This window comes from Mesorhizobium sp. M1295, assembly GCF_040318135.1.
GTDB lineage: Bacteria > Pseudomonadota > Alphaproteobacteria > Rhizobiales > Rhizobiaceae > Mesorhizobium.
In genome coordinates this window covers 362600-388273 of record NZ_JAMYLU010000003.1, presented here as the reverse complement: position 1 = coordinate 388273, position 25674 = coordinate 362600, and the positions used below count along the sequence as shown (strand labels likewise).

General features: G+C 63.7%; 26 protein-coding genes. 17 read left to right on the top strand and 9 right to left on the bottom strand.

Annotated features, from left to right (window positions below; all coding sequences use genetic code 11):
• Positions 1–91: 91 nt before the first annotated feature.
• Positions 92–1354: a DUF763 domain-containing protein gene (locus NKH29_RS07250; RefSeq protein ID WP_352999283.1), complete on the top strand. Its 1263-nt coding sequence runs from the start codon at positions 92–94 to the stop codon at positions 1352–1354.
• A gap of 10 nt (positions 1355–1364) precedes the next feature.
• On the opposite strand, the gene NKH29_RS07245 is transcribed toward NKH29_RS07250, so the two are convergent.
• Entirely contained in the window at positions 1365–1808 is a 444-nt protein-coding gene (locus NKH29_RS07245; protein WP_352481423.1) for a PPC domain-containing DNA-binding protein, read from the bottom strand.
• 176 nt (positions 1809–1984) lie between these two features.
• Here NKH29_RS07245 and NKH29_RS07240 point away from each other — a divergent pair, with 176 nt between their 5' ends.
• The 3 genes from NKH29_RS07240 to NKH29_RS07230 are packed head-to-tail and all read left to right on the top strand — an operon-like array spanning position 1985 to position 5906.
• Complete coding sequence (locus NKH29_RS07240) at positions 1985–2599, top strand: (2Fe-2S)-binding protein (protein WP_352999281.1); 615 nt, start codon at positions 1985–1987, stop codon at positions 2597–2599.
• A gap of 1 nt (position 2600) precedes the next feature.
• On the top strand, positions 2601–3623 hold the full coding sequence (locus tag NKH29_RS07235; RefSeq protein WP_352481425.1) for an FAD binding domain-containing protein: 1023 nt from the start codon (positions 2601–2603) through the stop codon (positions 3621–3623).
• Between the two features lie 3 nt (positions 3624–3626).
• On the top strand, positions 3627–5906 hold the full coding sequence (locus tag NKH29_RS07230) for a xanthine dehydrogenase family protein molybdopterin-binding subunit (protein WP_352999279.1): 2280 nt from the start codon (positions 3627–3629) through the stop codon (positions 5904–5906).
• Positions 5907–5953: 47 nt separating this feature from the next.
• Here the strand turns inward: NKH29_RS07230 and NKH29_RS07225 are convergent, their stop codons facing one another.
• The 3 genes from NKH29_RS07225 to NKH29_RS07215 form a co-directional block, all read right to left on the bottom strand.
• Positions 5954–7669 (bottom strand): HAD family hydrolase, encoded by a 1716-nt coding sequence (locus NKH29_RS07225; protein ID WP_023720538.1) that lies wholly within the window; start codon positions 7667–7669, stop codon positions 5954–5956.
• 4 nt (positions 7670–7673) lie between these two features.
• A complete protein-coding gene (locus tag NKH29_RS07220) occupies positions 7674–8645 on the bottom strand; it encodes an SDR family oxidoreductase (protein ID WP_352481428.1) in 972 nt (323 codons plus the stop codon).
• 62 nt (positions 8646–8707) lie between these two features.
• A complete protein-coding gene (locus NKH29_RS07215; protein WP_352548013.1) occupies positions 8708–8944 on the bottom strand; it encodes an FAD-dependent monooxygenase family protein in 237 nt (78 codons plus the stop codon).
• A 247-nt stretch (positions 8945–9191) separates the two neighbouring features.
• Between NKH29_RS07215 and NKH29_RS07210 the strand changes: the two genes are divergently transcribed.
• Genes NKH29_RS07210 through NKH29_RS07155 form a run of 12 tightly spaced genes read left to right on the top strand, consistent with a single transcriptional unit; the run spans position 9192 to position 21033 of the window.
• Complete coding sequence (locus NKH29_RS07210) at positions 9192–9848, top strand: cytochrome c3 family protein (RefSeq protein ID WP_023720534.1); 657 nt, start codon at positions 9192–9194, stop codon at positions 9846–9848.
• A complete protein-coding gene (locus NKH29_RS07205; protein ID WP_352999278.1) occupies positions 9832–12798 on the top strand; it encodes a TAT-variant-translocated molybdopterin oxidoreductase in 2967 nt (988 codons plus the stop codon). Before NKH29_RS07210 ends, NKH29_RS07205 begins: the two co-directional genes overlap by 17 nt.
• Positions 12791–14158: an NrfD/PsrC family molybdoenzyme membrane anchor subunit gene (nrfD, locus tag NKH29_RS07200; protein ID WP_352791460.1), complete on the top strand. Its 1368-nt coding sequence runs from the start codon at positions 12791–12793 to the stop codon at positions 14156–14158. The genes NKH29_RS07205 and nrfD overlap by 8 nt, the downstream gene beginning before the upstream one ends.
• The gene (locus NKH29_RS07195; RefSeq protein ID WP_352791458.1) at positions 14155–14682 is read left to right on the top strand and encodes a DUF3341 domain-containing protein; all 528 of its coding nucleotides are present in this window, start codon (positions 14155–14157) and stop codon (positions 14680–14682) included. The genes nrfD and NKH29_RS07195 overlap by 4 nt, the downstream gene beginning before the upstream one ends.
• A 2-nt stretch (positions 14683–14684) precedes the next feature.
• Complete coding sequence (locus NKH29_RS07190) at positions 14685–15218, top strand: c-type cytochrome (protein WP_352495090.1); 534 nt, start codon at positions 14685–14687, stop codon at positions 15216–15218.
• On the top strand, positions 15215–16351 hold the full coding sequence (locus NKH29_RS07185; RefSeq protein ID WP_352481432.1) for a hypothetical protein: 1137 nt from the start codon (positions 15215–15217) through the stop codon (positions 16349–16351). The genes NKH29_RS07190 and NKH29_RS07185 overlap by 4 nt, the downstream gene beginning before the upstream one ends.
• Entirely contained in the window at positions 16344–16796 is a 453-nt protein-coding gene (locus tag NKH29_RS07180; protein WP_023720528.1) for a hypothetical protein, read from the top strand. Before NKH29_RS07185 ends, NKH29_RS07180 begins: the two co-directional genes overlap by 8 nt.
• Positions 16793–17545, top strand: coding sequence for an SCO family protein (locus tag NKH29_RS07175; RefSeq protein WP_352481433.1), 753 nt, complete (start codon positions 16793–16795; stop codon positions 17543–17545). The genes NKH29_RS07180 and NKH29_RS07175 overlap by 4 nt, the downstream gene beginning before the upstream one ends.
• The gene (gene coxB, locus NKH29_RS07170) at positions 17542–18513 is read left to right on the top strand and encodes a cytochrome c oxidase subunit II (protein WP_352999276.1); all 972 of its coding nucleotides are present in this window, start codon (positions 17542–17544) and stop codon (positions 18511–18513) included. Before NKH29_RS07175 ends, coxB begins: the two co-directional genes overlap by 4 nt.
• A complete protein-coding gene (gene ctaD / locus NKH29_RS07165; RefSeq protein ID WP_352999274.1) occupies positions 18510–20147 on the top strand; it encodes a cytochrome c oxidase subunit I in 1638 nt (545 codons plus the stop codon). The genes coxB and ctaD overlap by 4 nt, the downstream gene beginning before the upstream one ends.
• Positions 20148–20155: 8 nt before the next feature.
• Positions 20156–20782 carry a cytochrome c oxidase subunit 3 gene (locus NKH29_RS07160; protein WP_352495088.1) on the top strand — a complete coding sequence of 209 codons (627 nt, stop codon included), beginning with the start codon at positions 20156–20158 and terminating at the stop codon, positions 20780–20782.
• Complete coding sequence (locus NKH29_RS07155) at positions 20779–21033, top strand: cytochrome C oxidase subunit IV family protein (RefSeq protein ID WP_352791025.1); 255 nt, start codon at positions 20779–20781, stop codon at positions 21031–21033. Before NKH29_RS07160 ends, NKH29_RS07155 begins: the two co-directional genes overlap by 4 nt.
• Positions 21034–21053: 20 nt before the next feature.
• On the opposite strand, the gene NKH29_RS07150 is transcribed toward NKH29_RS07155, so the two are convergent.
• The 3 genes from NKH29_RS07150 to NKH29_RS07140 form a co-directional block, all read right to left on the bottom strand.
• Positions 21054–21371: a DUF768 domain-containing protein gene (locus tag NKH29_RS07150; RefSeq protein WP_023720522.1), complete on the bottom strand. Its 318-nt coding sequence runs from the start codon at positions 21369–21371 to the stop codon at positions 21054–21056.
• 472 nt (positions 21372–21843) lie between these two features.
• Positions 21844–23244 carry a phospholipase D family protein gene (locus NKH29_RS07145; protein WP_352495087.1) on the bottom strand — a complete coding sequence of 467 codons (1401 nt, stop codon included), beginning with the start codon at positions 23242–23244 and terminating at the stop codon, positions 21844–21846.
• A 64-nt stretch (positions 23245–23308) separates the two neighbouring features.
• Positions 23309–24124, bottom strand: a complete 816-nt coding sequence (locus NKH29_RS07140) for an endonuclease/exonuclease/phosphatase family protein (RefSeq protein WP_502899431.1) — start codon at positions 24122–24124, stop codon at positions 23309–23311.
• Between the two features lie 181 nt (positions 24125–24305).
• Here NKH29_RS07140 and NKH29_RS07135 point away from each other — a divergent pair, with 181 nt between their 5' ends.
• A complete protein-coding gene (locus tag NKH29_RS07135; RefSeq protein WP_352473066.1) occupies positions 24306–24716 on the top strand; it encodes a DUF427 domain-containing protein in 411 nt (136 codons plus the stop codon).
• 31 nt (positions 24717–24747) lie between these two features.
• Here NKH29_RS07135 and NKH29_RS07130 read toward each other — a convergent pair whose 3' ends face one another.
• Both NKH29_RS07130 and NKH29_RS07125 read right to left on the bottom strand, forming a co-directional pair.
• On the bottom strand, positions 24748–25164 hold the full coding sequence (locus NKH29_RS07130; protein WP_023720518.1) for an HD domain-containing protein: 417 nt from the start codon (positions 25162–25164) through the stop codon (positions 24748–24750).
• Between the two features lie 132 nt (positions 25165–25296).
• Positions 25297–25668, bottom strand: a complete 372-nt coding sequence (locus NKH29_RS07125) for an avidin/streptavidin family protein (RefSeq protein WP_352909710.1) — start codon at positions 25666–25668, stop codon at positions 25297–25299.
• Between the last annotated feature and the right edge of the window lie 6 nt (positions 25669–25674).

Here is a 25674-nt window from a genome sequence, read left to right as displayed (position 1 = left end):
AACGATCGCGGCCTGAATCAGGCCATCGCTTCTTCGCGGCACTTTCGATACCTATCTGTCGAGGCAGGACTCAAGGAGCAAGCAAAAGAGCGTGGCACAGCGATCGGGAAGTGCTGACCTTCCACTTCACGGCGGGCGCGTGCCGAAATGGCTCGGCGACCGCATGACGCGGCTTGGCGCGGTCATGTGCGAGGCGATCATCCACCATTACGGCCGCGATGAATTGCTGCGCCGGCTGGCGCATCCGTTCTGGTTCCAGTCTTTTGGCGCCGTGATGGGGATGGACTGGCACTCCTCCGGCATCACCACCAGCGTCGTCAGTGCCTTGAAGCGCGGCCTGTCGCCGCTTTCCAGCGAGCTCGGCATTCACGTTTGCGGCGGCCGCGGCGCGCATTCGCGCAAGACCCCGCACGAGCTTGCCCTGATCGGCGAGCGTGTCGGCCTCGACGGGCAGGGCCTGGCGACTGCCAGCCGGCTTGTCGCCAAGGTGGACAGCGCCGCGGTCCAGGACGGTTTCGATCTCTATCTGCACGGCTTCATCGTCACCGATGACGGCAAGTGGGTGGTGGTGCAGCAAGGCATGAACGGCGACAGCAAGGTGGCGCGCCGCTATCACTGGCTGTCGGAGGGCCTGAAGAGCTTTGTCGACCAGCCGCATGCCGCCATCGAAGGCGCCAACCAGGGCGAGATCGTCAACCTGACCGACCGCCGCGCCGAAGCGTCGCGCCAGGGACAACTGGACCTTCTGCACGATCTTGGACCGGATCGCATCGTGAGGGAGCTTGCCGCTTTGGAGCGGGGTTCGGCGCCAGTGCCGGAGCCGGCACAGAAGCTGCTGCCGCATCTGGTGATGCCGGCGCACCACGATGTACGCGAAAGCGATGTCGTCATGCGCCGCCTGCACGGCAACATCGCGGCGGCGGCCGAGCGCGGCCCGGCGGATTTCGCCGGCCTTCTCCTGGTGCCCAATGTCGGCGCGCGCACGGTGCGGGCGCTGGCGCTGGTCGCCGAAGTCGTGCATGGCGCGCCATGCCGTTTTTCCGATCCAGGACGTTTCTCGCTGGCGCATGGCGGCAAGGACAGGCATCCGTTCCCTGTGCCGTTGAAGGTCTATGACGAGACGATCGGCGTGCTGAAGTCGGCTGTCCAGAAGGCTAGGCTCGGCCGTGAGGAAGAGGTCGGCGCCTTGCGGCGGCTGGACGACCAGTCGCGGCAAGTCGAGCGCTATGCCACCGGGCCGAGCCTGAAGGAAATCGTCGCCGGGGAGTTCGAGCAATCGCATCTGCTCGGCGGCCGCAGCGTCTTCGGTTGGGAAGTCGCCCCCGAAACGACCGCAGTTAAATCAACGAAGTGATCGGCTCGGATCAAGCCTCCAGGTCGATCAACGCGACACCGAGCTCGGGACGGTGCCTGCGGCGCAGATGTCCAGGCGTTTCCACCAGCGTGACCTCGAGCGTCGGGCGAACGATGGCGTCCAGCAGATGGCCGCCCCTTGTGCTGCCGTCGCTCAATCCGAGCACGGCATGGACGTGCAGGCTGGGCTTGCCGTCGTCGCCGATGGCAACATCGCCAATCGCGCTCAGCACCTCGCACTGTTCCCGGATGGGAATTTTCCGGTAGGTCCTTTCCCTAGGGTCGAACCAGCCGACAGTTGCCCTTTCGAAAGCGCCGAGCGCGCTCAGCGACGCGCTGCCAACGCCGTGGTCGGCCGCAAACGAGGTCAGCTGCGCAAACGCCTCTTCGCCGGGATCAAGCACAACGACGAACGTTCTTTGGCCGGCGCTTTCGGCAACAATCTGTGACTTCATGATCTCGCTCCAGACGCCATTTCGGTTCTGTCCGATCGGGGTTGAACGGCAAGCCGGCTCGAGAGTTCCCCGGCACGGTTCGGATGAACATAGGATCACAGCCACGTGAGGCGGAGGAACCTTGCCTTGCGTGACTGGTTCGGCCGGCTTGAGACCCAGCCAGCCGGGAGCCAGCCATGTCCGAAACCCCTCTTGCCAGCCTGAGCCGACGCAGTTTCATGACCGGATCCGTTTCGGCGGCTGGGGCAGGGCCGCTCATGGCCACGTCGGCAAAAGCCGCCGCCCCGCAACCTGCCGCTTCGGCCGAGCCGCGCGATCTGTCGGCGATTTCACTGCGCATCAACAAGCAGCCCTACAATCTCGCCCTCGACAATCGCACCAGCCTGCTCGACGCGCTGCGCGACCATGTCGGCCTGACGGGTACCAAGAAAGGCTGCGACCATGGCCAGTGCGGGGCCTGCACCGTTCTTGTCGACGGCAAGCGGGTGCTGTCGTGCCTGAGCTTCGCCGTGATGAACAAGGGCCATGAGATCACCACGGTGGAAGGGCTCGCTTCCGCCGACGGCAATCTGCATCCGATGCAGCAGGCCTTCATCGACAATGACGCCTTCCAATGCGGGTACTGCACGCCCGGCCAGATCATGTCCGCCATCGGTTGCATCAACGAAGGCCATGCCGGCTCCGAGGACGATATCCGCGAGTATATGAGCGGTAATCTCTGCCGCTGCGCTGCCTACCCCAACATAGTCGCGGCCATCGTGCAGGCCCGGGACGAAACAAGGAAAGCCTGAGATGCGCCCCTTCGTTTACGAGAGACCGGCCAGCGTGTCCGCGGCGGCCGCCATTGCTTCCCGTTTTGCCGCAGAGGGTGTTCCGCCGACCGAGGCCGCCGCGCAATTCATCGCCGGCGGCACCAATCTGGCCGACTACATGAAGCTTGGCGTGGCCCGGCCGGAACGGCTGGTCGATCTCAATGGTCTCGGTGACAGGGCCCTGCGGCAGATCGAGGTCGGCGACGACAGCATCCGCTTCGGCGCGCTGGTCCGCATGGGCGAGGCTGCTGACACAGGCGAGATCAAGCGCCTTTGCCCGATGCTTGCCGAAAGCCTGAAGTTCGCCGCCAGCGGCCAGATCCGCAACATGGCGAGCCTGGCCGGCAATGTGTTGCAGCGGACGCGGTGCGAGTATTTTCGCGAGACCTCCTGGCCATGCAACAAGCGCGAGCCGGGCTCCGGCTGCGCGGCCATGGAAGGCTTCAACCGGCAACATGCGGTCCTTGGCACCAGCAACGCCTGCATCGCCACCTACCACGGCGATTTCGCCCAAGCGCTGATCGCGCTCGGCGCGACGGTCGAGGTGGAGGCAAGGCGCGGTATGCGCAAGATAGCGTTTTCGAGGCTACATCGCCTGCCGGGAGATACGCCCAACGTTGAGACCGAACTGGCCTCCGACGAGGTGATCACGGCCATCGAGGTGCCGCTTGGCGCCTGGAGCCGCCGCTCACGCTACCTGAAGATCCGCGACCGCGAGTCCTATGCGTTCGCGCTGGCCTCGGCGGCCGTGGCTCTGGATATGGACGGCGACACCGTCAGCCAGGCGCGCATTGCGCTTGGCGGCGTGGCAACCGTGCCATGGCGGGCCAAGGCGGCCGAGGAAGCACTGAGCGGCAAGGCACTCGACGATGAGGCGGCCGAAGCTGCCGCCGAAGCCGCGTTCGCCGAGGCGAAACCGCGCGAACACAATGCGTTCAAGATACCGCTCGGCAAGCGCACGCTTGTGCGGGCACTGCTCGAAACGCGCGACATGAAGGTCTGACCCATGAACCAAGCTGCTCCCGCGCCGAAAGAGAACATGGGAAATCCCGTTCCGCGCATCGATGCCCGCCTGAAGGTCACCGGACAGGCCGGCTATTCGGCTGATCTTCCAACCGCCAATATGGCCTATGGCGCACTTGCTACCAGCAGCATCGCCAAGGGCAGCATCACCGCCGTCCGGCTCGAAAGGGCGCGTAAGGTGCCCGGCGTTCTCGATATCGTCAGCGTCGGCGACATGGACGGCATCGACAAGCCGAAATTCGGCAACACCGGTGCAAGTTCGATCGCGCCGCTGCATGACAAGGCCATTTTCCACGACGGCCAGATCATCGCGCTGGTGGTGGCTGAAACATTCGAGGCGGCCGAGGAAGCCGCGGCGCTGATCCGCGCCGACTACGCCGAAGAGACGCCCAGCGCCGGCTTCGATTCCAGGGGAACGGAGATGGAGCCGGCCGCCGGCAAGAGTCCGTTGTTCAAGGAGGACGTCAAAGCCGGCGACTTCGATGCTGCCTATGCCGCAGCCGCAGTGAAGATCGACGAGAAATATTCGACGCCGACCCAGCACCACAACCCGATCGAGCTGTTCTCGACGACGGCGGTCTGGCAGGGCGATCAGCTCACGGTCTATGAACCGAGCCAGAACGTCACCGGCTGGAAGGCCGAGCTCGCCCGGCAGTTGAAGATCGATCCGGCCAATGTGCGGATCGTCAGTCCCTATGTCGGCGGCGCCTTCGGCTCCAAGGGGCCGATGACGGCCCGCACGGCGATCGTTGCCGTTGCGGCCCGCCGCGTCGGCCGGCCGGTGCGCTGCGTCGTCAGCCGCATTCAGGCGTACGGCACGCAGACCTACAGGGCGGAGACCCGGCACCGCATCCGCATCGGCGCAAACCAGGACGGCCGCATCACCGCCTTTGCACACGAAGGCTGGGAAGTCACGTCGCGGCCCGATCCCTATGTCGTCGGTGGCACTTCGGCCACCGGACGCATGTACGATTACGGCTCGGTGCTGACCCACGTCTCGCTGGTGCATGCCGACCGCAATACGCCTGGCTACATGCGTTCGCCGCCGGAGACGCCCTATGTCTATGCGCTGGAAAATGCCATGGACGAGATGGCGGTGGCGCTCGGCATGGACCCGGTCGAGTTCCGCCGCGTCAACGAGCCGCAGAAGGAGCCGATCGGCGGCAAGCCCTTCTCCAGCCGCTCGCTCGTGAAATGCTACGACCAGGCCGCCGAGGCCTTCGGCTGGTCCAAGCGCGAGGCCGCGGTTGGCTCGATGCGTGACGGCGACTGGCTGGTCGGCATGGGCTGCGCCACCGCAATCTATCCGACGGCGGCTGCGCCATGCGCCGCCCGCGTCCGCCTGACCACTGACGGCGAGGTTCGCGTCCAATGCGGCTCGCATGAGATCGGCACCGGCGTGCGCACGGTGGCAGCGCAGATGGCAGCCGAACGGCTCGGGATAGAAATGGACAAGATCAGCGTCGAAATGGGCGACAGCGCCTTGCCGCCGGCACCGGTGTCCGGCGGGTCGATTTCGACGGCAAGCGTGTGCTCGGCGGTGCTGAAGGCCTGCGATGCCGTCCGCGCAAAGCTCTTCGCCGCGGCCGTCGCCGAAGCCGGGCCGCTGGCCGGGTCCGGCAACGCCAAGCTTGAAATGAGCCAAGAGAAAATCGTCGCGGACAACGGCAAATCGGCCAAGCTGTCGGATGTTTTCAAGACGATGCAGATCGGTGCGATCGAGGAATATGCCGAATTCGCGCCAAAGGGATCGTCACCGGAGGCGCTGAAGAAGCTCTATGCCGGGCAATCGGAGTTCCACGGCGGCGACCAGGACAAGGATTCGGTGAAATACGCCTTTGGCGCGGAATTCGTCGAGGTGCGCATCAACAGCCATACGCGCGAGATCCGCGTCCCGCGCATCGTCGGCGCCTTTGCCGCCGGGCGCATCATGAACACCCGCACCGCTCGCAGCCAGCTGATGGGCGGCATGATCTGGGGCATCGGCCAAGCCTTGCACGAGGCGACGGAAATCGACAAGCGTCATGCGCGCTACGTCAATCGCGACCTGCAGGACTATCTCGTGCCGGTCAACGCCGACGTGAAGCAGCTGGAAGTGATACTGGTTCCGGAGATTGACCACGAGGTGAACCCGGCCGGCGTCAAGGGTTTGGGCGAACTCGGCAATGTCGGGACCGCCGCGGCGGTCGCGAGCGCGGTCTACCACGCCACCGGCAAGCGCATTCGCGACCTGCCGATCAGGATCGATCACCTGATCGTCTGACCTCTCCAACTCAGCCCGGCTTCGGACCGGCTAGGCGCAGTTTGCATCTATTCCTTCGGCGCGGTGGCGGGCGCGGTATAGCGGCGGCGCACTGCGTCCAGGACGTGGTTGCGGCTCTCCTGCGCCGAAAGTGTGTCGTCTTTCTCCGCTTCGGCGGTTTCGCGCGCCAGCTCCTTATCCCTGATCTGGTGGCGAAACCATTTGGAATAGTCGCCGGCGCGCAAATGATGTTCCCAGGTCTTATCGTCAATGCCCTCGGCGATCTGGGCGAAAATCATCAGATTATGGGCGCGCAGGTTCATCGCATGGTCGGGGCCGCGGAAATAGAAGCTGCCCTTCTCGTCGAGCTGGCCCTCGGCATATTTGCGGCTATGGCGCTTGAGCGACTGCCGCGGCTCGATCGGCTCGACCATGGCAGGTTTCTTGTGCGCCTGCGGCCGCCAGAACAGCACGTGCTCGTCTTTTGGAGAGCTCAGATCCTTGTCCTTTGGCGGTTCGGTGCCGGTCTCGCGACAGAACGTCTTGACGACCTTTTTCGCCTTGGGGCCGAGTGCGATGACGGCGGTGACCAGCCGCAATGCTTCGGTTGAGATCGCATCCGGATGAACGGTGATCAGGATCGTGCCCGGCAATTCCATCGCCAGAACCATTGGCGTGTCGTCGCGCCGCTTCGGCAAGAGGTGATGCGCCTCATCGATGATCAGCCAGTGTGGTCGCGCGGTGCGGAAGCGAACACCGCCAAGGCCCGGCAGCAGGTCGGCAAAGAAGTCCGGCCGCTCGTTGACGCGCAGCGCCAGGCCGTTGACGACCAGATTGTTGTCCGGCTTCTCCAGGAGATCGAGCAACTGCGTCTTCGTCGGCGCGTTCGAGCCGTCGCCCAGCCGGACGGCGCCCTCGAGGCCATCGTAGTCGCCTTCCGGATCGAAGATGCAGAACTGGAACTTTCTCTCGACAAAACGCTCCGTCAATGCGGTCGCCAAGGTCGATTTGCCGATGCCCGAGCTGCCGGCGATCAGCACCGTATCGGTTGGCGACAGATACACCTCCTTGCCATCGTCCGAGCCAAGCAGAATGCCATCGCGGCTTGGCACAAGCTCGCGATCGCGCTCGACCACCTTGGCGATCAGTTCCTCGACGCCTTTTCCGCGCGCGCCTCGTGTCACGAGATCCGCCGTATCCTTGACTGCCGGCAGTGCGTTGTCGACGGCGACGCTGAAGCCGCAGGCGCGCAGGAAGGCGTGGTCGTTTTCGGCGTCGCCGACACCGACGACGTTGTGCGGCGACAATCTGAGGTCCTGAAGCGCGGCTGTCAGCCCGGTCGCCTTGTTGATGCCGCTGGGCAGGATCATCACCGCGCCCTTGTTGAAGATGATTTCCAGCTCCAGCCCCAATTTCTTGATGACCTCGAGCGCGGTAACCTGATGCGGTTCCCAGGTGGCGACGATCGAGCGTCCGACCGAAAGCGGTTTGACACCGTGTTTCCTGAGTTTGGCGATGAACTCGGGGGCGGGCGGCGGAGATATCGTCCGCTCCTCCTCGCTGGCCGGCGTGTAGATCAGCGCCCCGTTTTCCGCGACCACCTTGTCGAAGATCGCGACTTCGGGAAAGACGCGTTTCAGGTCGGGCAGCTCGCGCCCGGTGACGAGAATGAGCTTGCGGCCGCTCTTCTTGAAGCGTTGAAGCGCCGCAAGTGTCTTTTCGGCGACAATCCCTTCATGCGCCAGCGTGCCGTCGTAGTCGGTGGCCAAGGCTATGAAATACATGTCGTCAGTAGCCGCCGACGATTGGCAATATCTCGCCGGTGATGTAGCTCGAGCAGTGCGGCGAGGCGAGGAACACATACGCTGGCGCGATCTCTTCCGGTTGTGCCGGTCGTTTCATCGGTGTGTCGGCGCCAAATTTCGAAACATCGCCGGCTTCCTTGTCCGAGGGGTTGAGCGGCGTCCAAACCGGGCCTGGTGCCACGGCGTTGACCCTTATGCCCTTGTCGACAAGGTTGCCCGAGAGCGCGCGGGTGAAGGCATGAATGCCGCCCTTGGTCATGGAGTAATCGACCAGTTGCTTCGATCCCTCGATGCCGGTCACTGAACCGGTGTTGATGATCGCCGAACCGGGTTTCATGTGCGGAACGGCCTCCTGCGCCATGTGGAAATAGCCGTAGAGGTTGGTCTTCAGCGTGGTGTCGAAATGCTCCTCGGTCAGCTCGCTGAAATCGCTGGAATGGACCTGGAAAGCGGCGTTGTTGACCAGCACGTCGATCCGCCCAAACTGCTGCACGATCTCAGCCACCGCGTTGTGGCAGTGGCCGCGTTCGCTGACATCGGCCTTGATCAGGATGCATCGCCGGCCTTCGGTTTCGACGGCCCTTTTGGTCTCTTCGGCGTCCTTGTCCTCCGACAGATAGACGATCGCCACATCGGCGCCTTCACGTGCATAGAGCACGGCCACCGCGCGGCCGATGCCTGAATCGCCGCCGGTAATGACGGCCACTTTGCCGTCGAGCTTTTTCGATCCGATATAAAATGGCGCATCGTAAAGCGGCGCCGGCTCGATCGCCCATTCATGCCCCGGCTTCGGCTGGTGCTGCTCGGGGAAGGGCGGCTCGGGATATTTGCGGGCACCGGCCTGCATGGCGCCTTTTGGCTTGCCCTTGGACTTGGACTTGTCCTTCTCGTCGATACGGCGCTGGATGTGCCGTTGCTTGGCGGCCTCGCCGGCGATTTCCGATTTCATCTGCATGGTCATCTCCCTGGCTTGAAACCCAACAACGCACGTCCGGCGAAAAGGTTTATGCGACCACTTCATTCCTTCAGCCCGGCGACCCGCTCCAGCAGTGGCCGTTGCAGCCGCGGTAGATGGCCGACGACGCTGAAGGCCGCGTTCCTGAAGCTTTGCATGATGCCATTGTCCGACCGGGCCATTGACAGGATGCGCTCGCTGAGGGTGATCCACCGTCGCCCTATCGGGTGGCGTTCGCTTGTGTAGCCGGCCAGCGTGCCTTCGACGAAACGCCTGGCGAATGATGCGGCGAGATTCATGCCGCGCGCGCCCAGCGGCGAATGGGATGGAGGTCGGGGATGGTCATGATGGTTGTCCGGGTGAAACGAAACGTGACCTCATCCGAACGCATGGAGTGTTCGATGGTTTCCGGTCAGCCGACCCGATGGGCCAGGGCGGGGTAACCATTCTGTGATCTCCGCTGCCCCGGCCGGAACTTACCCACGCAGCCGCAGTTAGGGGCTTTGGGGGGTGGATACGGTTGCTGGATGTGAAATCGGCGAGGGGATGCCGCAGGTCTTTTCAAGGAGCGCCAACGGCATTTCACGCTTCGCTCTGTGGGGCGCGTGTTTCATGGCCATCTTTGCGGCTCTCGGCGGTACCGCCATCCTGCGTTCGGACTTCGTCACCGGCGTTGGCCGGCCGTTGGCGCAACCAGTGCCGTTCAGCCACAGGCACCATGTCGGCGAGCTCGGCCTCGATTGCCGTTATTGCCATAGCGGCGTCGAGACTTCGTCATCGGCTGGTCTGCCGGCGACGGAGGTGTGCATGACCTGCCATTCGCAGCTCTTCACCAACGCGGACATGCTGGCGCCGGTACGGGCGAGCCTTGCCTCCGGGCAGCCATTGCAGTGGCAGCGGGTGAACAGTGTGCCCGACTTCGTCTATTTCAATCATTCGATCCATATCGCCAAAGGCGTCGCCTGCGAGACGTGCCATGGCGAGGTCGACGACATGCCGCTGATACGGCGGGCGCACGCGCTGTCGATGGAATGGTGCCTGGGATGCCATCGCGATCCCGAGCCCAATTTGCGTCCGCCGCAGGACGTGTTCCTGATGCACTGGAAGCCGCCGGCCGGCATCGCCGAAATCCGCCGGTCGCTCATCAGCCTTCTCGATATCCACCCCGAGACCATGACCGACTGTTATGTCTGCCACCGCTGACAAGCCGATTGCGGCTCCAGACATGGCCGGCCTGCGCGAACGGCTTTCGCCTGGTCCGGAGCTGTGGCGGAGCCTCGACGAACTCGCCGATACACCGGAATTCCGCCGCTTCGTCGATGCCGAATTTCCTTCGATCGCCGAGCGCATCCCGGCGCGGCTCGACCGGCGCACGCTGCTGAAGCTGATGGGTGCATCGCTGTCGCTGGCCGGGCTTGCCGCCTGCAGCCGGGCCGAAGACATCCTGCCTTATATCCGCCAGCCGGAAAACATCGTTCCCGGCCGGCCGCTTTATTACGCGACCACGCTGTCGAGCGACGGCTACGGCATCGGTGCGGTGGTCGAAAGCCATGAGGGCCGGCCGACCAAGGTGGAAGGCAATCCCGACCATCCGGCCTCGCGCGGCGCGACGGACGCTGTCATGCAGGCGGCGGTGCTGTCGCTGTTCGACCCCGATCGCTCGCGCATGCCGCTGAAGCATGGCGAACCCGCAGCCTATGACGACTTCCTTGCCGACATGGCCGAGCTCACCTCGCGGCTCGCTGGAGCTGGCACGGCGCTGCTGATCGAAGCAACGACCTCGCCCACCATGAAGGCGCAGCTCGAGGCGCTGCGCGCGCGCTATCCCAGGCTGAGGCTGTTCCGGCACGATCCCCTGGCGACGCCGTCCGGCACCGAAGCCACACAGATCCTGTTCGGCAGGGCGCTTGCACCGGTCTGCCGGTTTGATCGCGCCGACGTGATTTTCAGTCTCGACGCGGATTTCCTGGGCGAAGGCCCCGGTCGTCTCGCCTACGCCCGTGATTTCGCTGCAAGACGCCGCGTGCGCCGGGCGGACGATACGATGAGCCGGCTCTATGCGGTGGAGTCGACGCCGACGATCACCGGCGCTGCCGCCGATCATCGCCGGCCGGTGCGGCCGAGCGAGGTCGAAACCGTCGCAGCGGCGCTGAGCGCCGTGCTTGGCGGCGAAGCGGCGCCAAGCGCCTTGGCATTGGACCCGACCTGGCTGGCTGCCGCCGCGAACGACCTGAAGGCGGCCGGCCGCTCGGCGCTGATCGTGCCGGGCGCCCATCAAACGCCGTTCGTCCATGCCGCCGCTCTTGCCATGAATGCGCGGCTTGGTGCGCTTGGCAACACCGTGGAACTGATCGAGCCGCCCGACGCGATGCCCATCGAGGGCGACCTCGCGGCACTTTGCCAGGCGATCGCCGCGCGGGACATCGACACCGTTGTCATACTTGGCGCCAATCCTCTCCACACTGCGCCTGCGGGACTTGATGTCCACGACGTGTTTTCGCAGCTGAAGCTTCTTGTCCACTGGGGTCTCCACCGCGACGAAACCGCCTTCGTCGCACACTGGCATATCCCTGCTGCGCATGATCTCGAGAGCTGGAGTGACCTGCGCGCCCATGACGGAACCGCGTCGATCGTGCAGCCGCTGATCAGGCCGCTTTACCGGGGGCGGACCGTGCATGAACTCCTCGCCGTGCTTGGCGGTGAATTAGCTGTTTCTGCGCTGCAGCTCGTCCGCCGGACCTGGGCGCAGACACTGGACGATCCTGCGTGGCGAAAGGCGCTTCGCGACGGCTTTGTGTCCGGCAGTGCCAGCATTCCAGCCGATGTCGCGATGCCCCCGGATTTGCGCGGCCTGAAGCCGCGCATCGAAGCGGCAAAAGGCGTCGAAATCCGTTTCGTTGCCGATCCCTGGCTGCGCGATGGACGCAATGCCAATTCGTCCTGGCTGCAGGAGCTGCCGCGGCCGCTGAGCAAGATCGTCTGGGGCAACGCAGCCCTGATGTCGCCGGCGACATCAGGACGGCTTCAGGTGGAAAACGGCCGGGTCGTCAACATCGCCTCGAACGGCATGGACATCGATGCGCCGGTCTGGATCATGCCTGGCCATCCCGACGACACCGTGACGCTTGCTCTGGGTTTCGGCCGGAAGCTCGGTTCGGTGGCAGCACTCGCTGACGGCCACGACGCGTACAGGCTGCGAAGCCCTGAGGCTCCCTGGATCGTCTATGGCGCCATGATCACGCCGCGCGACAGCAGCGCACGGGTCATCACCACACAACACCACCAGGCGATGGAGGGCAGGGCGATCGTTCGCCATGCCTCGCTCGATGCCTTTCGCAAAGATCCGCACTTCGTGCGCGACGGCGTGCCGCCGACGCCAAGCGAGTCGCTCTATCCTGACTGGCAATACAGCCAGGAAGCCTGGGCCATGTCGATCGATCAGTCGGCATGCATCGGCTGCATGGCCTGTGTTTCTGCCTGCCAGGCGGAAAACAACATCGCCACCGTCGGGCCGGACGAGTCGGCACTCGGCCATGAAATGCATTGGCTGCGGATCGACCACTACTATTCCGGCCCGCTCGACGATCTCGACGTCTTTTTCCAGCCGGTGCCTTGCATGCATTGCGAGAAGGCGCCGTGCGAGGTCGTCTGTCCGGTCAACGCCACCACCCACACCCATGACGGGCTCAACGCGCAGGTCTATAACCGTTGCATTGGCACGCGCTACTGCTCGCAGAACTGCCCCTACAAGGTGCGGCGCTTCAACTTCCTGGACTTCCAGGAATTCGACAAGGATGCCGCGGGACCTGAACAGGCCGTGCACAATCCAGACGTCAGCGTCCGTTCGCGCGGCGTGATGGAGAAATGCACCTACTGCGTCCAGCGCATTTCCGAAAAGCGCATCAAGGCTCAGATCGAAAACCGCGCCATCGCCGACGGCGAGGTGGTGACCGCCTGCCAGCAGGCCTGCCCGACGCAGGCGATCGTCTTCGGCGATCTCAACAGCAAGGGCGCCAGGGTGGCGCAGGAAAAAGCGGCACCGCATCACTACGCCTTGCTCGAGGAGCTGAATACGCGACCGCGCACCACCTATCTCGGCAAGATCATAAATATCAATGGCCGTCTCTCGTCAGGCGGGAAAGCCGATGGCTGAGGCTTTTGCTGCAAAACCGGGCGCATTGCCCGTTCTGCATGGCAGGCACGACCTTCCGGAGATCAGCGGCCGTATCAGTGCGATCGTCCTCGACGGCAGGCTGCCGCGCTATTTCTGGGCAGCTTTTTTTTCCTGCTTCGTCTTCGTCCTCATCTTCCTCTATTCGATCACCTATCTGATCTCGGTCGGCGTTGGCGCCTACGGCATCAACGTCCCCGTCGTCTGGGGCACGATGATCGGCAATTTCGTCTGGTGGATCGGCATCGGCCATGCCGGCACGCTGATCTCGGCCGTGCTCCTGCTTCTGCGCCAGCCATGGCGCGCCTCGATCAATCGCTTTGCCGAGGCGATGACGCTGTTTGCCGTTGCAATGGCCGGGCTTTTCCCGATCCTGCATCTCGGCCGCCCGTGGTTCTTCTACTGGTTGCTGCCGCTGCCCAACACCCATATGCACTGGCCGCAATGGCGCAGCCCGCTGGTCTGGGATTTCGCGGCGATCGCCACTTATGCCAGCGTTTCGCTGATGTTCTGGTATATGGGCCTGCTGCCCGATCTCGCCGTCCTGCGCGACCGAGCGAAATCGCGCCCGGCGCAGCTGTTCTACGGCATACTGGCAATCGGCTGGCGCGGTTCGGCCTTTCATTGGGCGCGCTATCAGACGGTCTATTTCCTGATGGCGGCACTGGCCACGCCGCTGGTCGTCTCGGTGCATTCGATCGTCTCGCTCGACTTCACCTTCGCCATCACGCCGGGCTTCCACTCGACGATCTTTCCTCCCTATTTCGTTGCCGGAGCGCTGCTGTCCGGCTTCGCCATGGTGCTCACCATCGCCATCCCGCTGCGCTGGGCGTTTTCGGTCCAGGATCTGATCACGCTGCGGCACATGGACAATGCCGCCAAGCTGATGATCGCCGCCGGCATGATCGTCATCTATGGCTACGCGTCCGAGGCCTTCTTCGCCTGGTATTCGGGCGAGATCTACGAGCGCACGATGATGTGGCAGCGCGCCTTCGGACCTTATGCGCCGCTGTTCTGGGCCATGCTCGCCTGCAACGGCGCAGTTTTGCAATTGCTCTGGTTCCGACGGGTGCGCCTCAACATGCCGGGGCTGTTCGCCATTGCACTCATCATCAACGTCGGCATGTGGATCGAGCGCTATGTCATCGTCGTCACCGGGCCAAGCCGCGATTACCTGCCGTCGTCCTGGGGCGAGCAGTCATTGAGGTGGCTCGACTTCGGCATCCTGTTCGGCTCGATCGGCACCTTCTTAGCACTGGTCTTCCTGTTCATCCGCATCCTCCCGGCCATCACCATCTTCGAGGTCGAGGAGCTGGCCGAGGAAAGGGGCAGCGCAGGATGAGACTTTACGGCGTCATCGCGGCTTTCGCCGATCCCGAAGCGCTGACCGAGGCGGTCCGCACCATGCGGGCGCGTGGCTACCGGCGCATGGACGCGTTCTCGCCATTCTATGTGCGTGGGTTGGCCGAGATGCTCGGCATGCGCAAGACGCGCTTGCCGTGGGCCATCCTTGGCGGCGCCGTCGCTGGCGCGGTGTTTGTCTACGGGCTGATCCTCTATTCGGTCGAGATCGACTATCCGCTCAATGTCGGCGGCCGGCCGCTGCATTCCTGGCCGGCCTTTCTCGTCATTGCCTTCGAGGCGGCGATACTTGGCGCCGCGCTGGCCGCATTCTTCGGCGGGCTGGCCGCCAATCGCCTGCCCGAATATTACCACCCGGTCTTCAATGCCACGAGCTTCACCTACGCGCGCGGCGGCAAGTTCTACCTGCTCGTCGAAGCCGCCGATCCGAAGTTCCGCAAGGGCGTGACCAAGGGCCAGCTGACCCGGCTTGGCGCCGAAACCGTCGAGGAGGTGGAGGCGTGAACATGCGCACGAGTCTGCTGGCGGCAGCCTTGCTGCTCGCCGGCTGCCGGCAGGACATGGAGGACCAGCCGCGCTACGATCCGCTCGAAAAGAGCAACCAGTTCGCCAACGGCATGTCGGCGCGGGCGCCGGCCGAGGACACGGTCGCACGCGATGCCGATCTTTCGCCGGTGCCGGACACGTTTCCCTATCCGGTCACCATGACGCTGCTGCGGCGAGGCCGGCAGCGCTTCGACATCTTCTGTTCGCCTTGCCACGGCCGCACCGGCGACGGCCACGGCATGGTCGTCGAGCGTGGCTTTCCAGCGCCGCCCACCTATCATCAGGACGCGCTGCGCAAGGCGAGTGACGGGCATTTCTATGAGGTCATCAGCTACGGCTATGGCGCCATGTTTTCCTACGCGGCGCGCGTCCCGCCTGCCGACCGCTGGGCGATCGTCGCCTATATCCGCGCCCTGCAATATTCGCGCGAGGCGCCAATTGCCGAACTGCCGGAAAGCCTCCGCGCCGAGCTCAATGCGGAGCCAGATCGATGATGCGGCTTGCCACCGAACGTTTGATTTTGCCGGCGCTTGCCGTGGCCGCCGCCGGACTTGTGCTTTGCGCCGCGGGATTGGCCTTCGACCTCAGAGCCATGTTGGCCGGCTGGCTGCCTGCGGCGCTGTTCCTGCTCGGCCTGCCGCTCGGTGCGCTGACCATCCTGATGGTGCATGGGCTGACCGGTGGCCGCTGGGGCGAGGCAATCCGCCAGCCGCTACGCGGCTTGGTCACGACGCTGCCGCTGGCGCTGCTTCTGCTGCTGCCGGTTCTGCCCAGGCTCGACCTGGTCTTTCCCTGGGCGAGTGCCGACGCGGCTGCATTGCCCGAGACGGTGCGCCTGAAATTCTCTTATCTGAACGTTCCGTTCTTTTTGTTGCGCTTTGCCGCCTGCGCTGCGATCTGGCTGGTGCTGGCGTGGCGCGTGCTCGACTGGACAACGACCGATAGCGGCCGCGGCAGCGCCGGCCGCGGCAAGGCCTATGCCGCTGGATTGATTGCGCATGGGCTGACGGTGACGATCTTTGCCATCGACTGGATGCTCTCGCTCGAGCCGGAGTTCTCCTCGACGATCTATGCGCTGCTGGAAGCATCCGCCGAAGTCGTCGGCGCTTACGCTCTGGCAATGACGGTGCTGTGTGCGAACCGCTCGATCGAGGTCATGCCGGGCGGCGAGGAGGATGTCGCGCTGAGCGAGGATTTGGCCAACATGCTGTTCGGCTTCGTGCTGCTATGGGCCTACCTGTCGTTCATGCAATGGCTGGTGACCTGGGGCGGCGACCTGCCGAACGAGATCCGCTGGTACCTCATTCGCAGCAGCAATGGCTGGCAATATCTGCTCTGGCTGCTGATTGCGCTGCAATTCGCGATCCCCTTTGCCGGGTTGCTCAGCCGGGATCTAAAGCGCAGCCATGCCGGCCTTCTGTCGATCTGCGGCATCGTGCTGGCCGGCCATTATGTCGATGTCCTGTGGCGGATCAGACCGCCGCTTGCCGGTGGCGGTGTGACAGCGTTCTGGTGCGACCTTGCCGCGCTGGCAGGAGCCGGCGGCCTCTGGCTTGCGCTGCTGCTTTTCGTGCTTGGCCGGCCGGACGGTATCGGCTTCTGGCGCCGGGGGCCGGCGCATGGCTAGGGCGGCCCGCCATCCCGAAACGCGCGATATCTGGCCGGGCGCGCTGCTTGCCTTCGCGGCCGGCTTGCTGCTGTTCCTGGCGGCATCAGCCATCGTCCTCGGGCTCGTCTTCGACACCAGACCGTTGTGGCCGCTGCCGGGGCCATCGTCGGCCGGCAACCGAGCCAGTCCCGCCTTGCAGCGCTTTCCGGAAGACGACCTAGCCGCCTTCCGCAAGGCGGAGGAGCAGGCACTGAACAAAGTCGGCTGGGTCGACCGCACCGCCGGCATTGCTCGCATTCCGATCGAGGACGCCATGTGGGCGATCGTCAGCCACGGTTTGCCGAACTGGGGGCAGCCGCCGGCGGCCGCCGGCGCCGACTGCGGATTGGTCGAGGCCGAGATACCACGCGCGCCACAGGCCGCTCGCTGCCGGACCGCGCCAGGCCAGGGAGGCCGGCCGTGAAGGCTTGGCTAACCGCTTTTTCCCTCCTCGTGGTGCTGCCCGCCTCAGCCGTCGCACGCCCGGCCTTCGATCCCGAGATCGGCGCACAGCTCAGCCTCGACCGGGTGTTTCGTGATGCATCCGGCGTGCAGCGCACGATCGGCCAAACGCTTGCGGGCCGGCCGGCGCTGCTGATTTTCGGCTATGACAAATGCCCGAACCTTTGTGGTGTGACCCAACAGGCGGTCGCTTCGGATTTGAAAAAGACGTCGCTCGATCCCGAAACCTATCGCGCTTTGTTCGTCTCGATCGATGCCGCCGACACGGCCGGTGATGCGAGCGATGCGCAAACCACCGTCGCCGCTGTGGCCGACGCGAGGAACCTGTCGGCATGGCGGTTCCTGACCAGTGCCGACGGCGCCGGTGCCGCCCTTGCGGCGGAGGCTGGCATCAGCTTCGACACACGCGCCAGGATCGACCAGTTCGCCCATCCGATCGCCGTCATCGCGCTGACGCCGAAAGGCCGGATAGCGCAGGTGCTGCCGGCGCTGAGCTTCACGCCGCGCGATCTTAAGCTTGCCCTTGTCGAGGCATCTTCCGGCAAGCTCGGCTCGATCGCCGATCATGCCTTCCTGCTCTGCGCCGGCTTCGATACCTCTAAGGGGCAATATACGCCGGCGATTTGGGCTGCCTTGAAGCTCGCCAGCATCGTGATGGTGGTGGGGTTGGCGACGGCCATACTGCAGCTGGCGCGCAGGAGGCGGGCGTGAGCTTCGGTATCCGGTTTTTCCCGCCGGAAGCCTCGTCGATCGCAAGCAGCATCGATGCGTTGTTCTATACATTGCTGGCCTTCGCGGCCGCGCTCGGCCTGTTCCTGACCGTTCTCGTGGTCGGCTACGCCGTCAAATATCGCGTCGGCTCCGCCGCCGACCGTACCGGGGCGCGTGCCCGCAGCCTGCCGCTGGAGATGACATGGAGCATTGCCAGCCTGGTGATGGCCTTCATCTTCTTCGGCTGGGGCGCAGTCCTGTTTGTGCGGCGCGACCATCCGCCGCCGGACGCTATCGAGATCGCCGGCCTCGGCAAGCAATGGATGTGGGAGTTCCGCCATTCCGGCGGCCAGCGTGAGATCAACGAGCTGCACGTGCCGGTCGGCAAGGCGGTGGTGGTGTCGCTGGCATCGCAGGACGTCATCCACTCCTTCTATGTGCCGGCCTTTCGGGTGAAGCAGGATGCGGTGCCGGGACGCACCACCAACGTCTGGTTCATTGCCACCGAACCGGGCCGCTACCATCTGTTCTGCGCCGAATATTGCGGCACCCAGCATTCCGAAATGGGCGGCTGGGTAACGGTGCTGGCTCCGGAGCAATATGCGTCGTGGCTGGGCAGCCAAGATGAAGGCGAAAGCCTCGCCGCGAGCGGCGGGAAACTGTTCCGCGCGCTCGGCTGCTCCGGCTGTCATGGCAATTCCAGTAAGGTGCGGGCGCCCGGCCTCGATGGGATTTTCGGCCGGCCGGTGGCGCTGGCGAACCGGCAGACGGTCATCGCCGACGAACGCTATCTGCGCGATTCGATCCTTGTCCCGAACAAGGAAATCGCCGCCGGCTACCAGCCGGTGATGCCGAGCTTCGACGGTCTGGTCGATGAAGCCGAGTTGCAGATGCTGATGGCCTATCTCAAGTCGCGTTCGTTCCAATTTCCCTCGTTCCCGGCGGCAAACAGCGAGGCGCCGCAATGAATCGCGATTTGGCGCCGGCAAACTATCTCAGTGAGGGTGCCTGGCCGCGCGCCTGGCTGCTGACAACCGACCACAAACGGGTAGCGTGGCTCTATCTCGTCTCGCTGACGGCCTTCTTCTTCCTCGGCGGTGCGTTTGCCGTGCTGATGCGCATCGAGCTTGCGACGCCGGCCGGCGACCTGGTCTCCGACGATGTCTACGACCGGCTGTTTTCGCTGCACGGCATCATCATGGTATGGTTCTTTCTGGTGCCGTCGATCCCGGCGACGCTCGGCAATTTCCTGTTGCCGCTGATGATCGGCGCGCGCGATCTTGCCTTTCCCCGCCTCAACCTGGCCAGCTGGTATGTCTTCATGTTCGGCAGCCTGTTCGCGCTCGCCTCGGTGCTTTTGGGCGGCGTCGACACCGGCTGGACCTTCTACACGCCGCTGTCGACGCTCTATGCCAACGGCTTTGTCTCGACCGCGGCATTTGGCGTTTTCATCGTCGGCTTTTCGACAATCATGACCGGCATCAATTTCATCGTTACCGTCCACACCTTGCGGGCGCCCGGCCTCACCTGGTTCCGGCTGCCGATCTTCGTCTGGACGCTGTACGCCACCAGCCTGGTGATGGTGCTGGCAACGCCGGTGCTTGCAGCATCGCTGATCCTCATCGTGCTGGAGCGCGTCTTCGGCATCGGCATCTTCAATCCCGACCTCGGCGGCGATCCGCTGTTGTTCCAGCATCTGTTCTGGTTCTACTCGCACCCCGCCGTCTACATCATGATCCTGCCGGGCATGGGGGTGGTCTCGGAAGTGCTGCCGTGCTTCAGCCGCCGGCCACTGTTTGGCTACAAGGCCGTCGCCCTGGCTTCAATGGCGATCGCCGTCTTCGGCTTTCTCGTCTGGGGCCACCACATGTTCGTCAGCGGGCAGTCGGCCTATGCCGGCGTGGTGTTTTCGTTCCTGTCCTTCTGCGTCGCGATCCCATCGGCGATAAAGGTGTTCAACTGGAGCCTGACGCTGCGCAAGGGCGAAATCAGCTTCGAGACGCCGATGCTTTATGCCCTGTTCTTCCTGGCGCTATTCACTTTTGGCGGGCTGGCCGGCCTTTTCCTTGCCGCCCTCGCCGTCGACGTCCACGTTCACGACACCTATTTCGTCGTCGCCCATTTCCACTACATCATGGTCGGCGGCATGGTGACCGCCTACATGGCCGGGCTGCATTTCTGGTGGCCGAAGCTCACCGGCCGCATGTATTCGGAGATTTGGGGCCGTATAGCCGCGGCTGTGACCTTCATCGGCTTCAACCTGACCTTTTTTCCGCAATATGTGCTCGGCTTTTTGGGCATGCCGCGGCGCTACCATACCTATCCGCCGGAATTCGCTTTCTGGCACATCCTGTCGTCGGCAGGCGCCGTGGTGCTGGCGATCGGCTATCTGATGCCGCTCCTCTATTTGGCGTGGTCGCTGTTTCGAGGCGCGCGGGCGCCGGATAATCCATGGCGAGCCACCGGGCTCGAATGGCAAACAAGCTCGCCGCCTCCGGCGCATAATTTCGATCGCATGCCGACCGTCACCAGGCCAGCCTACGATTATCCGATGAAAGGCCTGACCGAGAAACGGTCGGACCCGGTGGAGGATCTGGTTTGAAGTCACCGATGACAAGCATCGCCTTCGACCGGCCGGCTCGCGAAACGGCAGCCGCCAGCTTTGCCATGTGGGTGTTCATCGGCTCCGAGGCGATGCTGTTCGGCGCCATCCTGCTCGTCTTCATGTTTGCCCGGTTGAGTTATGGCGACGCCTTCGCCGGCGCGGCGAAGCATCTGTCGCTGCCACTGGGCACGGCCAATACCGTCGTCCTGATCACCAGCAGTTTCGCCATGGCGCTCGCCCATATGTACACGGCCGCGCGGCGATGGCGCGCCGCCGGCCGGGCATTGGCTGCGACGGCGCTGCTCGGCGTCGTCTTCCTGGCGATCAAGGCGACGGAGTACGCCAGGGAATTCGGCGAAGGGCTGGCGCCGGTGCTCGGCGCGCCTTTCATCTATAAGGGCCCGGATCCTGTCCATGCCGAATTCTTCTTCGGCCTCTATTTCGCGATGACCTCACTGCATGCCTTGCATCTGATTTGCGGCGTAATCGTCATCGGCGGCATCCTCGCTCTGTGGCCGCGCACGATCGAGGCCAGCCGGTTCCGCCGCGTGCAGGCAATCGGCCTCTATTGGCATTTCGTCGATATCGTCTGGGTCTTCCTGTTCCCCGTCCTCTATCTGATCAACAGATGAGCGAGTTCCGCAAACTCACGCTTGCCTATGTCGGGCTTCTGGCCTTGCTGGCCCTGACTGTCGGCTCGTCCTTCCTGGCGCTTGGCGCCTTCAATTCGGCACTCAACCTGACGATCGCCGCGGCCAAGGCTGCCGTCATCGCCATCCTGTTCATGCATCTGCCCAGCGCCGGCGTCCTGCCGCGTCTTGCGGTCGCTGCTGCCGGGCTTTGGCTGATGATCCTGTTCGGGCTGACGCTGATCGGACAATAGGCCGAAGCGGCGCACCTCGTTCATACCCTTACAGCGGCTCCGGAACGGCTTTGCACGGACGGCTTTTGCTCGGCCGCGGGCATGGAAGCCCTTTGGCCATCGCCATTCAGATGCCGGGCCTCGTCCTCGGCTGCGTCTTCAAGCTTGGCGACGAGCAGATCCTTGAGGTCGCCAACCTCTTCCTCGATGTCTTCGATGGGTACGCCGGCGTCGGCCGCCTCTTCCTCGCATTCCCTGGCGAGGATTTCCGCCTCTCTTTCAAGCCTGATCGGAGGCGGCGGCACATGAACGTTTTCGTGAATCCAGTCCTGCAAGAATTCTATCGCACTATCACTCATGGGGCTCACCTGTAGCGGCAAACTGTAGTGCCATTAACGTACGTGCTGCAAAATGGATGCTTGGCAACGCCGGATTTCGAATAGCGATACTTGACAATAGCGTGATCGCCAAGGAGCTAGAGCTTTGCAGCCAGGGAAATCATTTGGCGTCGCAGAAATGCGGCTAACCAGACAGTTGGAGCGGGATGTAATTTGAAGGCATCCCGCCCTAAGACGCGTTGCGCCGTCGCGCCGGTGTTGCGCGATTCGGGTCGCCGGACGGCCGAACATCGTCATCTGCGGCAGATCGTGTCGGCCGCTCAGCGACACGGTCGGCGCGCATTTTGCGTTTATGCGCCATCCAGAATGGCAAGAGCTCGGCAAGAAAACTGTATATCGTGGTCTTCATCGGCATGCTCCGGACAACGGTTACAACTCGTCATCCCGGAGTTCCGTTCCAGCAAAGAGTTGCGTTCCGGCAAATCCGTCGCCTCTACAATTGCGATTCGATAGGCAGGCATCCAACCAGCGCTGCAACGATGCGCCGATAGAGACTGGCCTCGGGTTCATGCGAGTATTGCCGCATCTCGCCATCCGCCATGCCGAGCCACCGCAAGGCGCCTTTGTCCAAGACCAGCTGGTAGCTCGTCTGCGCCGACTTTTCGCGCTCGAACCGCCGGCGCAACTCCATCACCAGATTGGTATCATGGAAAAGCACGCCCATTTCCGCATTCAACGACACCGAACGCGGATCGAAATTGAAGGAACCGACAAACCCCAACGTGTCGTCGACCGTGAAGGCCTTGGTGTGGAGGCTGGCTCCCTTTGAGCCGAAAACGGAGATGTTGGCCTGGCGGTCGAATGGCTGCAATTCGAAAAGCTGGATACCCTTTTTAAGCAGCTTGCGGCGGTATTTGGCATAGGCGCCGTGCACGGCGGCGACGTCCGTCGCGGCGAGCGAGTTGGTCAGGATTGCAACCTCGGCGCCACGGTCCACCAGCTTCGACAGGATGGCCAACCCGGTGCGGCTGGGGATGAAATAGGGCGAGACAATTTCGAGGCGCTGCCTGGTCGCCGCGATAGCGGGAAGCAGCTCCTTTGTCAGCCAGTTCCTGCGCCTCTTGCCGCGCACCTTTTCCGGCGGATCGGAAATGACGCGAACGCCTTTCGTCCAGCAGACGTCGCTGTGCGCTACAATGAACTCCGTGATCGTGCGCCAGGCACGCAGGCTGTTCAAAAGCTGGCCGTCCGCGGTCGCATCGAGATTGTCGAGGAAATCGGCGCGCGAGCCCGCCGTAGCCGGATTGAGCAGTTGGATCGGCTTTGCCGCCTCGCAATTCCAGAACGCCTCGAAGATCTGCATCGTCTGCCCTACGGCAGGACCGAGAAGCAACAGGTCGAGATCACGAAAATTCGTCTCCGCAGCGTCGAAATAGGCATCGCCGATGTTTCTTCCTCCGACGATGGCCAGGCTCTCGTCGGCGATCCAGGCCTTGTTGTGCATGCGGCGGGTCATCGCAAACAGCCGGGCGACCATCTCCAGCGAGCGAAAGATGCTGCCGTTCCTCATGCCGCTGGGGTTGAATAGCCTCAGCTCGATGTTCTTGTAGCTGTTGAGCGCCAGGTAAGCGGCGTCGCTGTTGCGCGGATTGATATCGTCCAGCAGCAGGCGGACGCGGACACCGCGCTCCGCCGCCTTGACGACCTCCTGCATAAGCAGCCGGCCGCTATGGTCGTCGTGCCAGAGATAGTACATCAGGTCGAGGCTGCTGGTAGCACTGCGCGCGGCAAGGATTCGCGCGGCAAACGCGTCATAATTGTCGGCGATCAGCAGCAGTCCGCTATTACCGGCCGCGATCTTGTCCTGGGCAAACCGCGAAATGGCTGTATCCATGAAATGCACCGGCGAACGTCAGCGAAGCAAACGATCTGAAAATCTGACTAACAACCCTTCAGGTTCATTCTGGTTGCAGTCGCGGCTGCCTTATCGCGTCCAGGTTCAGGCGGGCCTTGATGGGCAGATGGTCGGAGGCGCGCTGCGCCAGCGGCGTCTTGTGCACCTCGATGCTGGAAATGAGGTGCGGCGGCCTGGCCAGGATGCGGTCGAGCGCAAACAGCGGAAAGCGCGACGGAAAGCTCGGCAGAACCGCATCGATCGGACCGAAATGCGGCAGCAGGGCCAGCAGCGAAGACCTGTTGCGGACGCGCCACTCGTTGAGATCGCCGAGCAAGATTGTCGGCCGCAGAACCGGGTGCGTGGCTTCGACAAGCGCGTTGGCTTGCTGCGAGCGCGAGCGCCGCAGCAAGCCGAAATGCGCGGCTATGATCCTGAGCGAGACGCCCTTCAGCTCCAGGTCCGCGATAACCGCGCCGCGCGGCTCGAGGCCGGGCAGCCGGATCTGGTTCACGCTTTCGACCACGCCGCGTCGCGCCAGGATCAGATTTCCGTGCCAGCCATGGCTGCGGCGGTTTTCCGGGACATGGGTGGGGACGAGGTCGCTGTCCCGCTCGAGCGCTGCGAGATCCAGCAGTCCCTGCCTGCTTCCGGTTCTTTCGTCGGCCTCCTGCAAAGCAATGATATCGGCGTCGAGTTCCTTGACCACGGCTGCGACCCGCTCCGGATCGAACCTGCCGTCGGTGCCGACGCATTTATGCACATTGTAGGATGCGACCGTGGTGCACGAAATTTCATTGCCGGGTACCGTAAACCGCGGCACTTCCCTTCGCAGCGCAGCGCCAAGCGACCTTGGAAGGGTAGGCGATCGATCCAGCATGTGATCCATTTGCGGTTGAGTCGGTGAGTGGCGGCCATTGCGATTATGGCGCGTGCGGAGGTCTGAAACAACGACGACCTTGCAAAACCGTTCCACCACCGGCCTCGGCGCGCCCGCGGTCTGGAACTCAGACGGGCAACAACACGTTTCGGGAAGGCAGCGCAGTCAACGGAGAAGTCGAATGCAGTCCTTAGCCGCAGATTCCGCCCCCCGCCCAGGCCCGCTCAGGATTGTCCCGTTTGATGGAACCGTGACCGTCCGGTTCTCCGATGCCATTATTGCGTCGAGCGAGCGGGCAAAGGTGCTCTATGAAGACGGCCATGATCCTGTTTTCTACATACCCTTCGAGGACATCTATTTCGACCTCTTGGAGAAGACGAACACGACGAGCCACGGCCCGCTGAAGGGCACGGCAAGCTATTGGCGTGTTCATGCGGTCGGTTCGTCGGCAGAAGACTTCATGTGGGCCTACGAGACGCCCGACACCCCGGCATTGGCGATCGCCCGCCATGGTGCGTTCGATCCCGGCAGGGCGCGGATCGACGCCGATCCCGCGGAAGACAAGCGGCACACGCCGCACGTCACCGAGTAGACCCACATCGGCGACAGCCGCCAGCTGTCCGTCAGCTCGGGAACTCTTCCTTGAGGATGCGCAGGCCGTCTTCGTATTTCGCCGTCGAGGCACCGATCTGCCGTGCCTGCCATAGATTGTCGGCGAGATCGGCGCGCTTGACCGGCAATGCCAGCGGGTTAGCCGCGGCCCTGCGAACGAAGGCGGCATCGTCCTCGTTCGGCCGCCGCGTCATGGCATCGACGGCAGATACGATGGACGGTCCAAACCCGGCCGCCTCAAGCCGGTCGCGGTTCCAGCCGTCGCCTTTTTCGATGACGTCGTGAAGATAGGCGATGGCTTTCTGGTCGAGCGTTTCGACGGCATCGACGACCCGGCGGCAATGTTCGATATAAGGCCTTCCAGTCTTGTCCGCCTGTGCGGCATGGGCCTGTTCGGCGATTTTTGCCGCGCGATACAGCACGCTCATCGGATCGACCCCGTAACGAACAGCGCATTCCTGGCGCACCAACGCGCCATAGTCAGCGCGAGTTCCGATGCACAACGGGACGCCCTGCTCCCTCACTTGCGTGCTGAATGCCGCCGCAGCAGGCGCGACACGTCAGGAGACGCGTTCAAAACTGTCGAGGCTGGTTCCAAAGGCGCGCCAGGCGGGGAGTTTCCTGGCTCGGGCCGGCGCCCCTTCCTTTTCCGCCGACAAAGCGGCATCGGCAACAGTGTGCCACAGCATCTCCAGCTTCCCGTTCCTGAGGATGCCGGTATAGCTCACCGCTGCGGCTCCGACCCGCCCTTCGGCCGCGCAGGTGAAGCCCATGACGTCTCCATGGCAGGCACCGAACAGCGGCACCGTCATGCCGAAGAAGGCGCTGTCCTCCAGCGCCGTCCTGAAGGTTCCGCTGATCCGTCCGCCTTCTTCGCCGGTTATTTCGACCACCGACCCGTACTGGTTCCGCCAGGTGCCCAGCCAACTCATCGTTGC

Excerpts from the sequence above, each read along its gene's own strand:
- NKH29_RS07245 (WP_352481423.1), bottom strand. The coding sequence starts at position 1,808 with ATGAAGTCACAGATTGTTGCCGAAAGCGCCGGCCAAAGAACGTTCGTC.
- NKH29_RS07240 (WP_352999281.1), top strand. The coding sequence starts at position 1,985 with ATGTCCGAAACCCCTCTTGCCAGCCTGAGCCGACGCAGTTTCATGACC.
- NKH29_RS07235 (WP_352481425.1), top strand. The coding sequence starts at position 2,601 with ATGCGCCCCTTCGTTTACGAGAGACCGGCCAGCGTGTCCGCGGCGGCC.
- NKH29_RS07230 (WP_352999279.1), top strand. The coding sequence starts at position 3,627 with ATGAACCAAGCTGCTCCCGCGCCGAAAGAGAACATGGGAAATCCCGTT.
- NKH29_RS07225 (WP_023720538.1), bottom strand. The coding sequence starts at position 7,669 with ATGTATTTCATAGCCTTGGCCACCGACTACGACGGCACGCTGGCGCAT.
- NKH29_RS07220 (WP_352481428.1), bottom strand. The coding sequence starts at position 8,645 with ATGCAGATGAAATCGGAAATCGCCGGCGAGGCCGCCAAGCAACGGCAC.
- NKH29_RS07215 (WP_352548013.1), bottom strand. The coding sequence starts at position 8,944 with ATGAATCTCGCCGCATCATTCGCCAGGCGTTTCGTCGAAGGCACGCTG.
- NKH29_RS07210 (WP_023720534.1), top strand. The coding sequence starts at position 9,192 with ATGCCGCAGGTCTTTTCAAGGAGCGCCAACGGCATTTCACGCTTCGCT.
- NKH29_RS07205 (WP_352999278.1), top strand. The coding sequence starts at position 9,832 with ATGTCTGCCACCGCTGACAAGCCGATTGCGGCTCCAGACATGGCCGGC.
- nrfD (WP_352791460.1), top strand. The coding sequence starts at position 12,791 with ATGGCTGAGGCTTTTGCTGCAAAACCGGGCGCATTGCCCGTTCTGCAT.
- NKH29_RS07195 (WP_352791458.1), top strand. The coding sequence starts at position 14,155 with ATGAGACTTTACGGCGTCATCGCGGCTTTCGCCGATCCCGAAGCGCTG.
- NKH29_RS07190 (WP_352495090.1), top strand. The coding sequence starts at position 14,685 with ATGCGCACGAGTCTGCTGGCGGCAGCCTTGCTGCTCGCCGGCTGCCGG.
- NKH29_RS07185 (WP_352481432.1), top strand. The coding sequence starts at position 15,215 with ATGATGCGGCTTGCCACCGAACGTTTGATTTTGCCGGCGCTTGCCGTG.
- NKH29_RS07180 (WP_023720528.1), top strand. The coding sequence starts at position 16,344 with ATGGCTAGGGCGGCCCGCCATCCCGAAACGCGCGATATCTGGCCGGGC.
- ctaD (WP_352999274.1), top strand. The coding sequence starts at position 18,510 with ATGAATCGCGATTTGGCGCCGGCAAACTATCTCAGTGAGGGTGCCTGG.
- NKH29_RS07160 (WP_352495088.1), top strand. The coding sequence starts at position 20,156 with ATGACAAGCATCGCCTTCGACCGGCCGGCTCGCGAAACGGCAGCCGCC.
- NKH29_RS07155 (WP_352791025.1), top strand. The coding sequence starts at position 20,779 with ATGAGCGAGTTCCGCAAACTCACGCTTGCCTATGTCGGGCTTCTGGCC.
- NKH29_RS07150 (WP_023720522.1), bottom strand. The coding sequence starts at position 21,371 with ATGAGTGATAGTGCGATAGAATTCTTGCAGGACTGGATTCACGAAAAC.
- NKH29_RS07145 (WP_352495087.1), bottom strand. The coding sequence starts at position 23,244 with ATGGATACAGCCATTTCGCGGTTTGCCCAGGACAAGATCGCGGCCGGT.
- NKH29_RS07140 (WP_502899431.1), bottom strand. The coding sequence starts at position 24,124 with ATGCTGGATCGATCGCCTACCCTTCCAAGGTCGCTTGGCGCTGCGCTG.
- NKH29_RS07135 (WP_352473066.1), top strand. The coding sequence starts at position 24,306 with ATGCAGTCCTTAGCCGCAGATTCCGCCCCCCGCCCAGGCCCGCTCAGG.
- NKH29_RS07130 (WP_023720518.1), bottom strand. The coding sequence starts at position 25,164 with ATGAGCGTGCTGTATCGCGCGGCAAAAATCGCCGAACAGGCCCATGCC.
- NKH29_RS07125 (WP_352909710.1), bottom strand. The coding sequence starts at position 25,668 with ATGAGTTGGCTGGGCACCTGGCGGAACCAGTACGGGTCGGTGGTCGAA.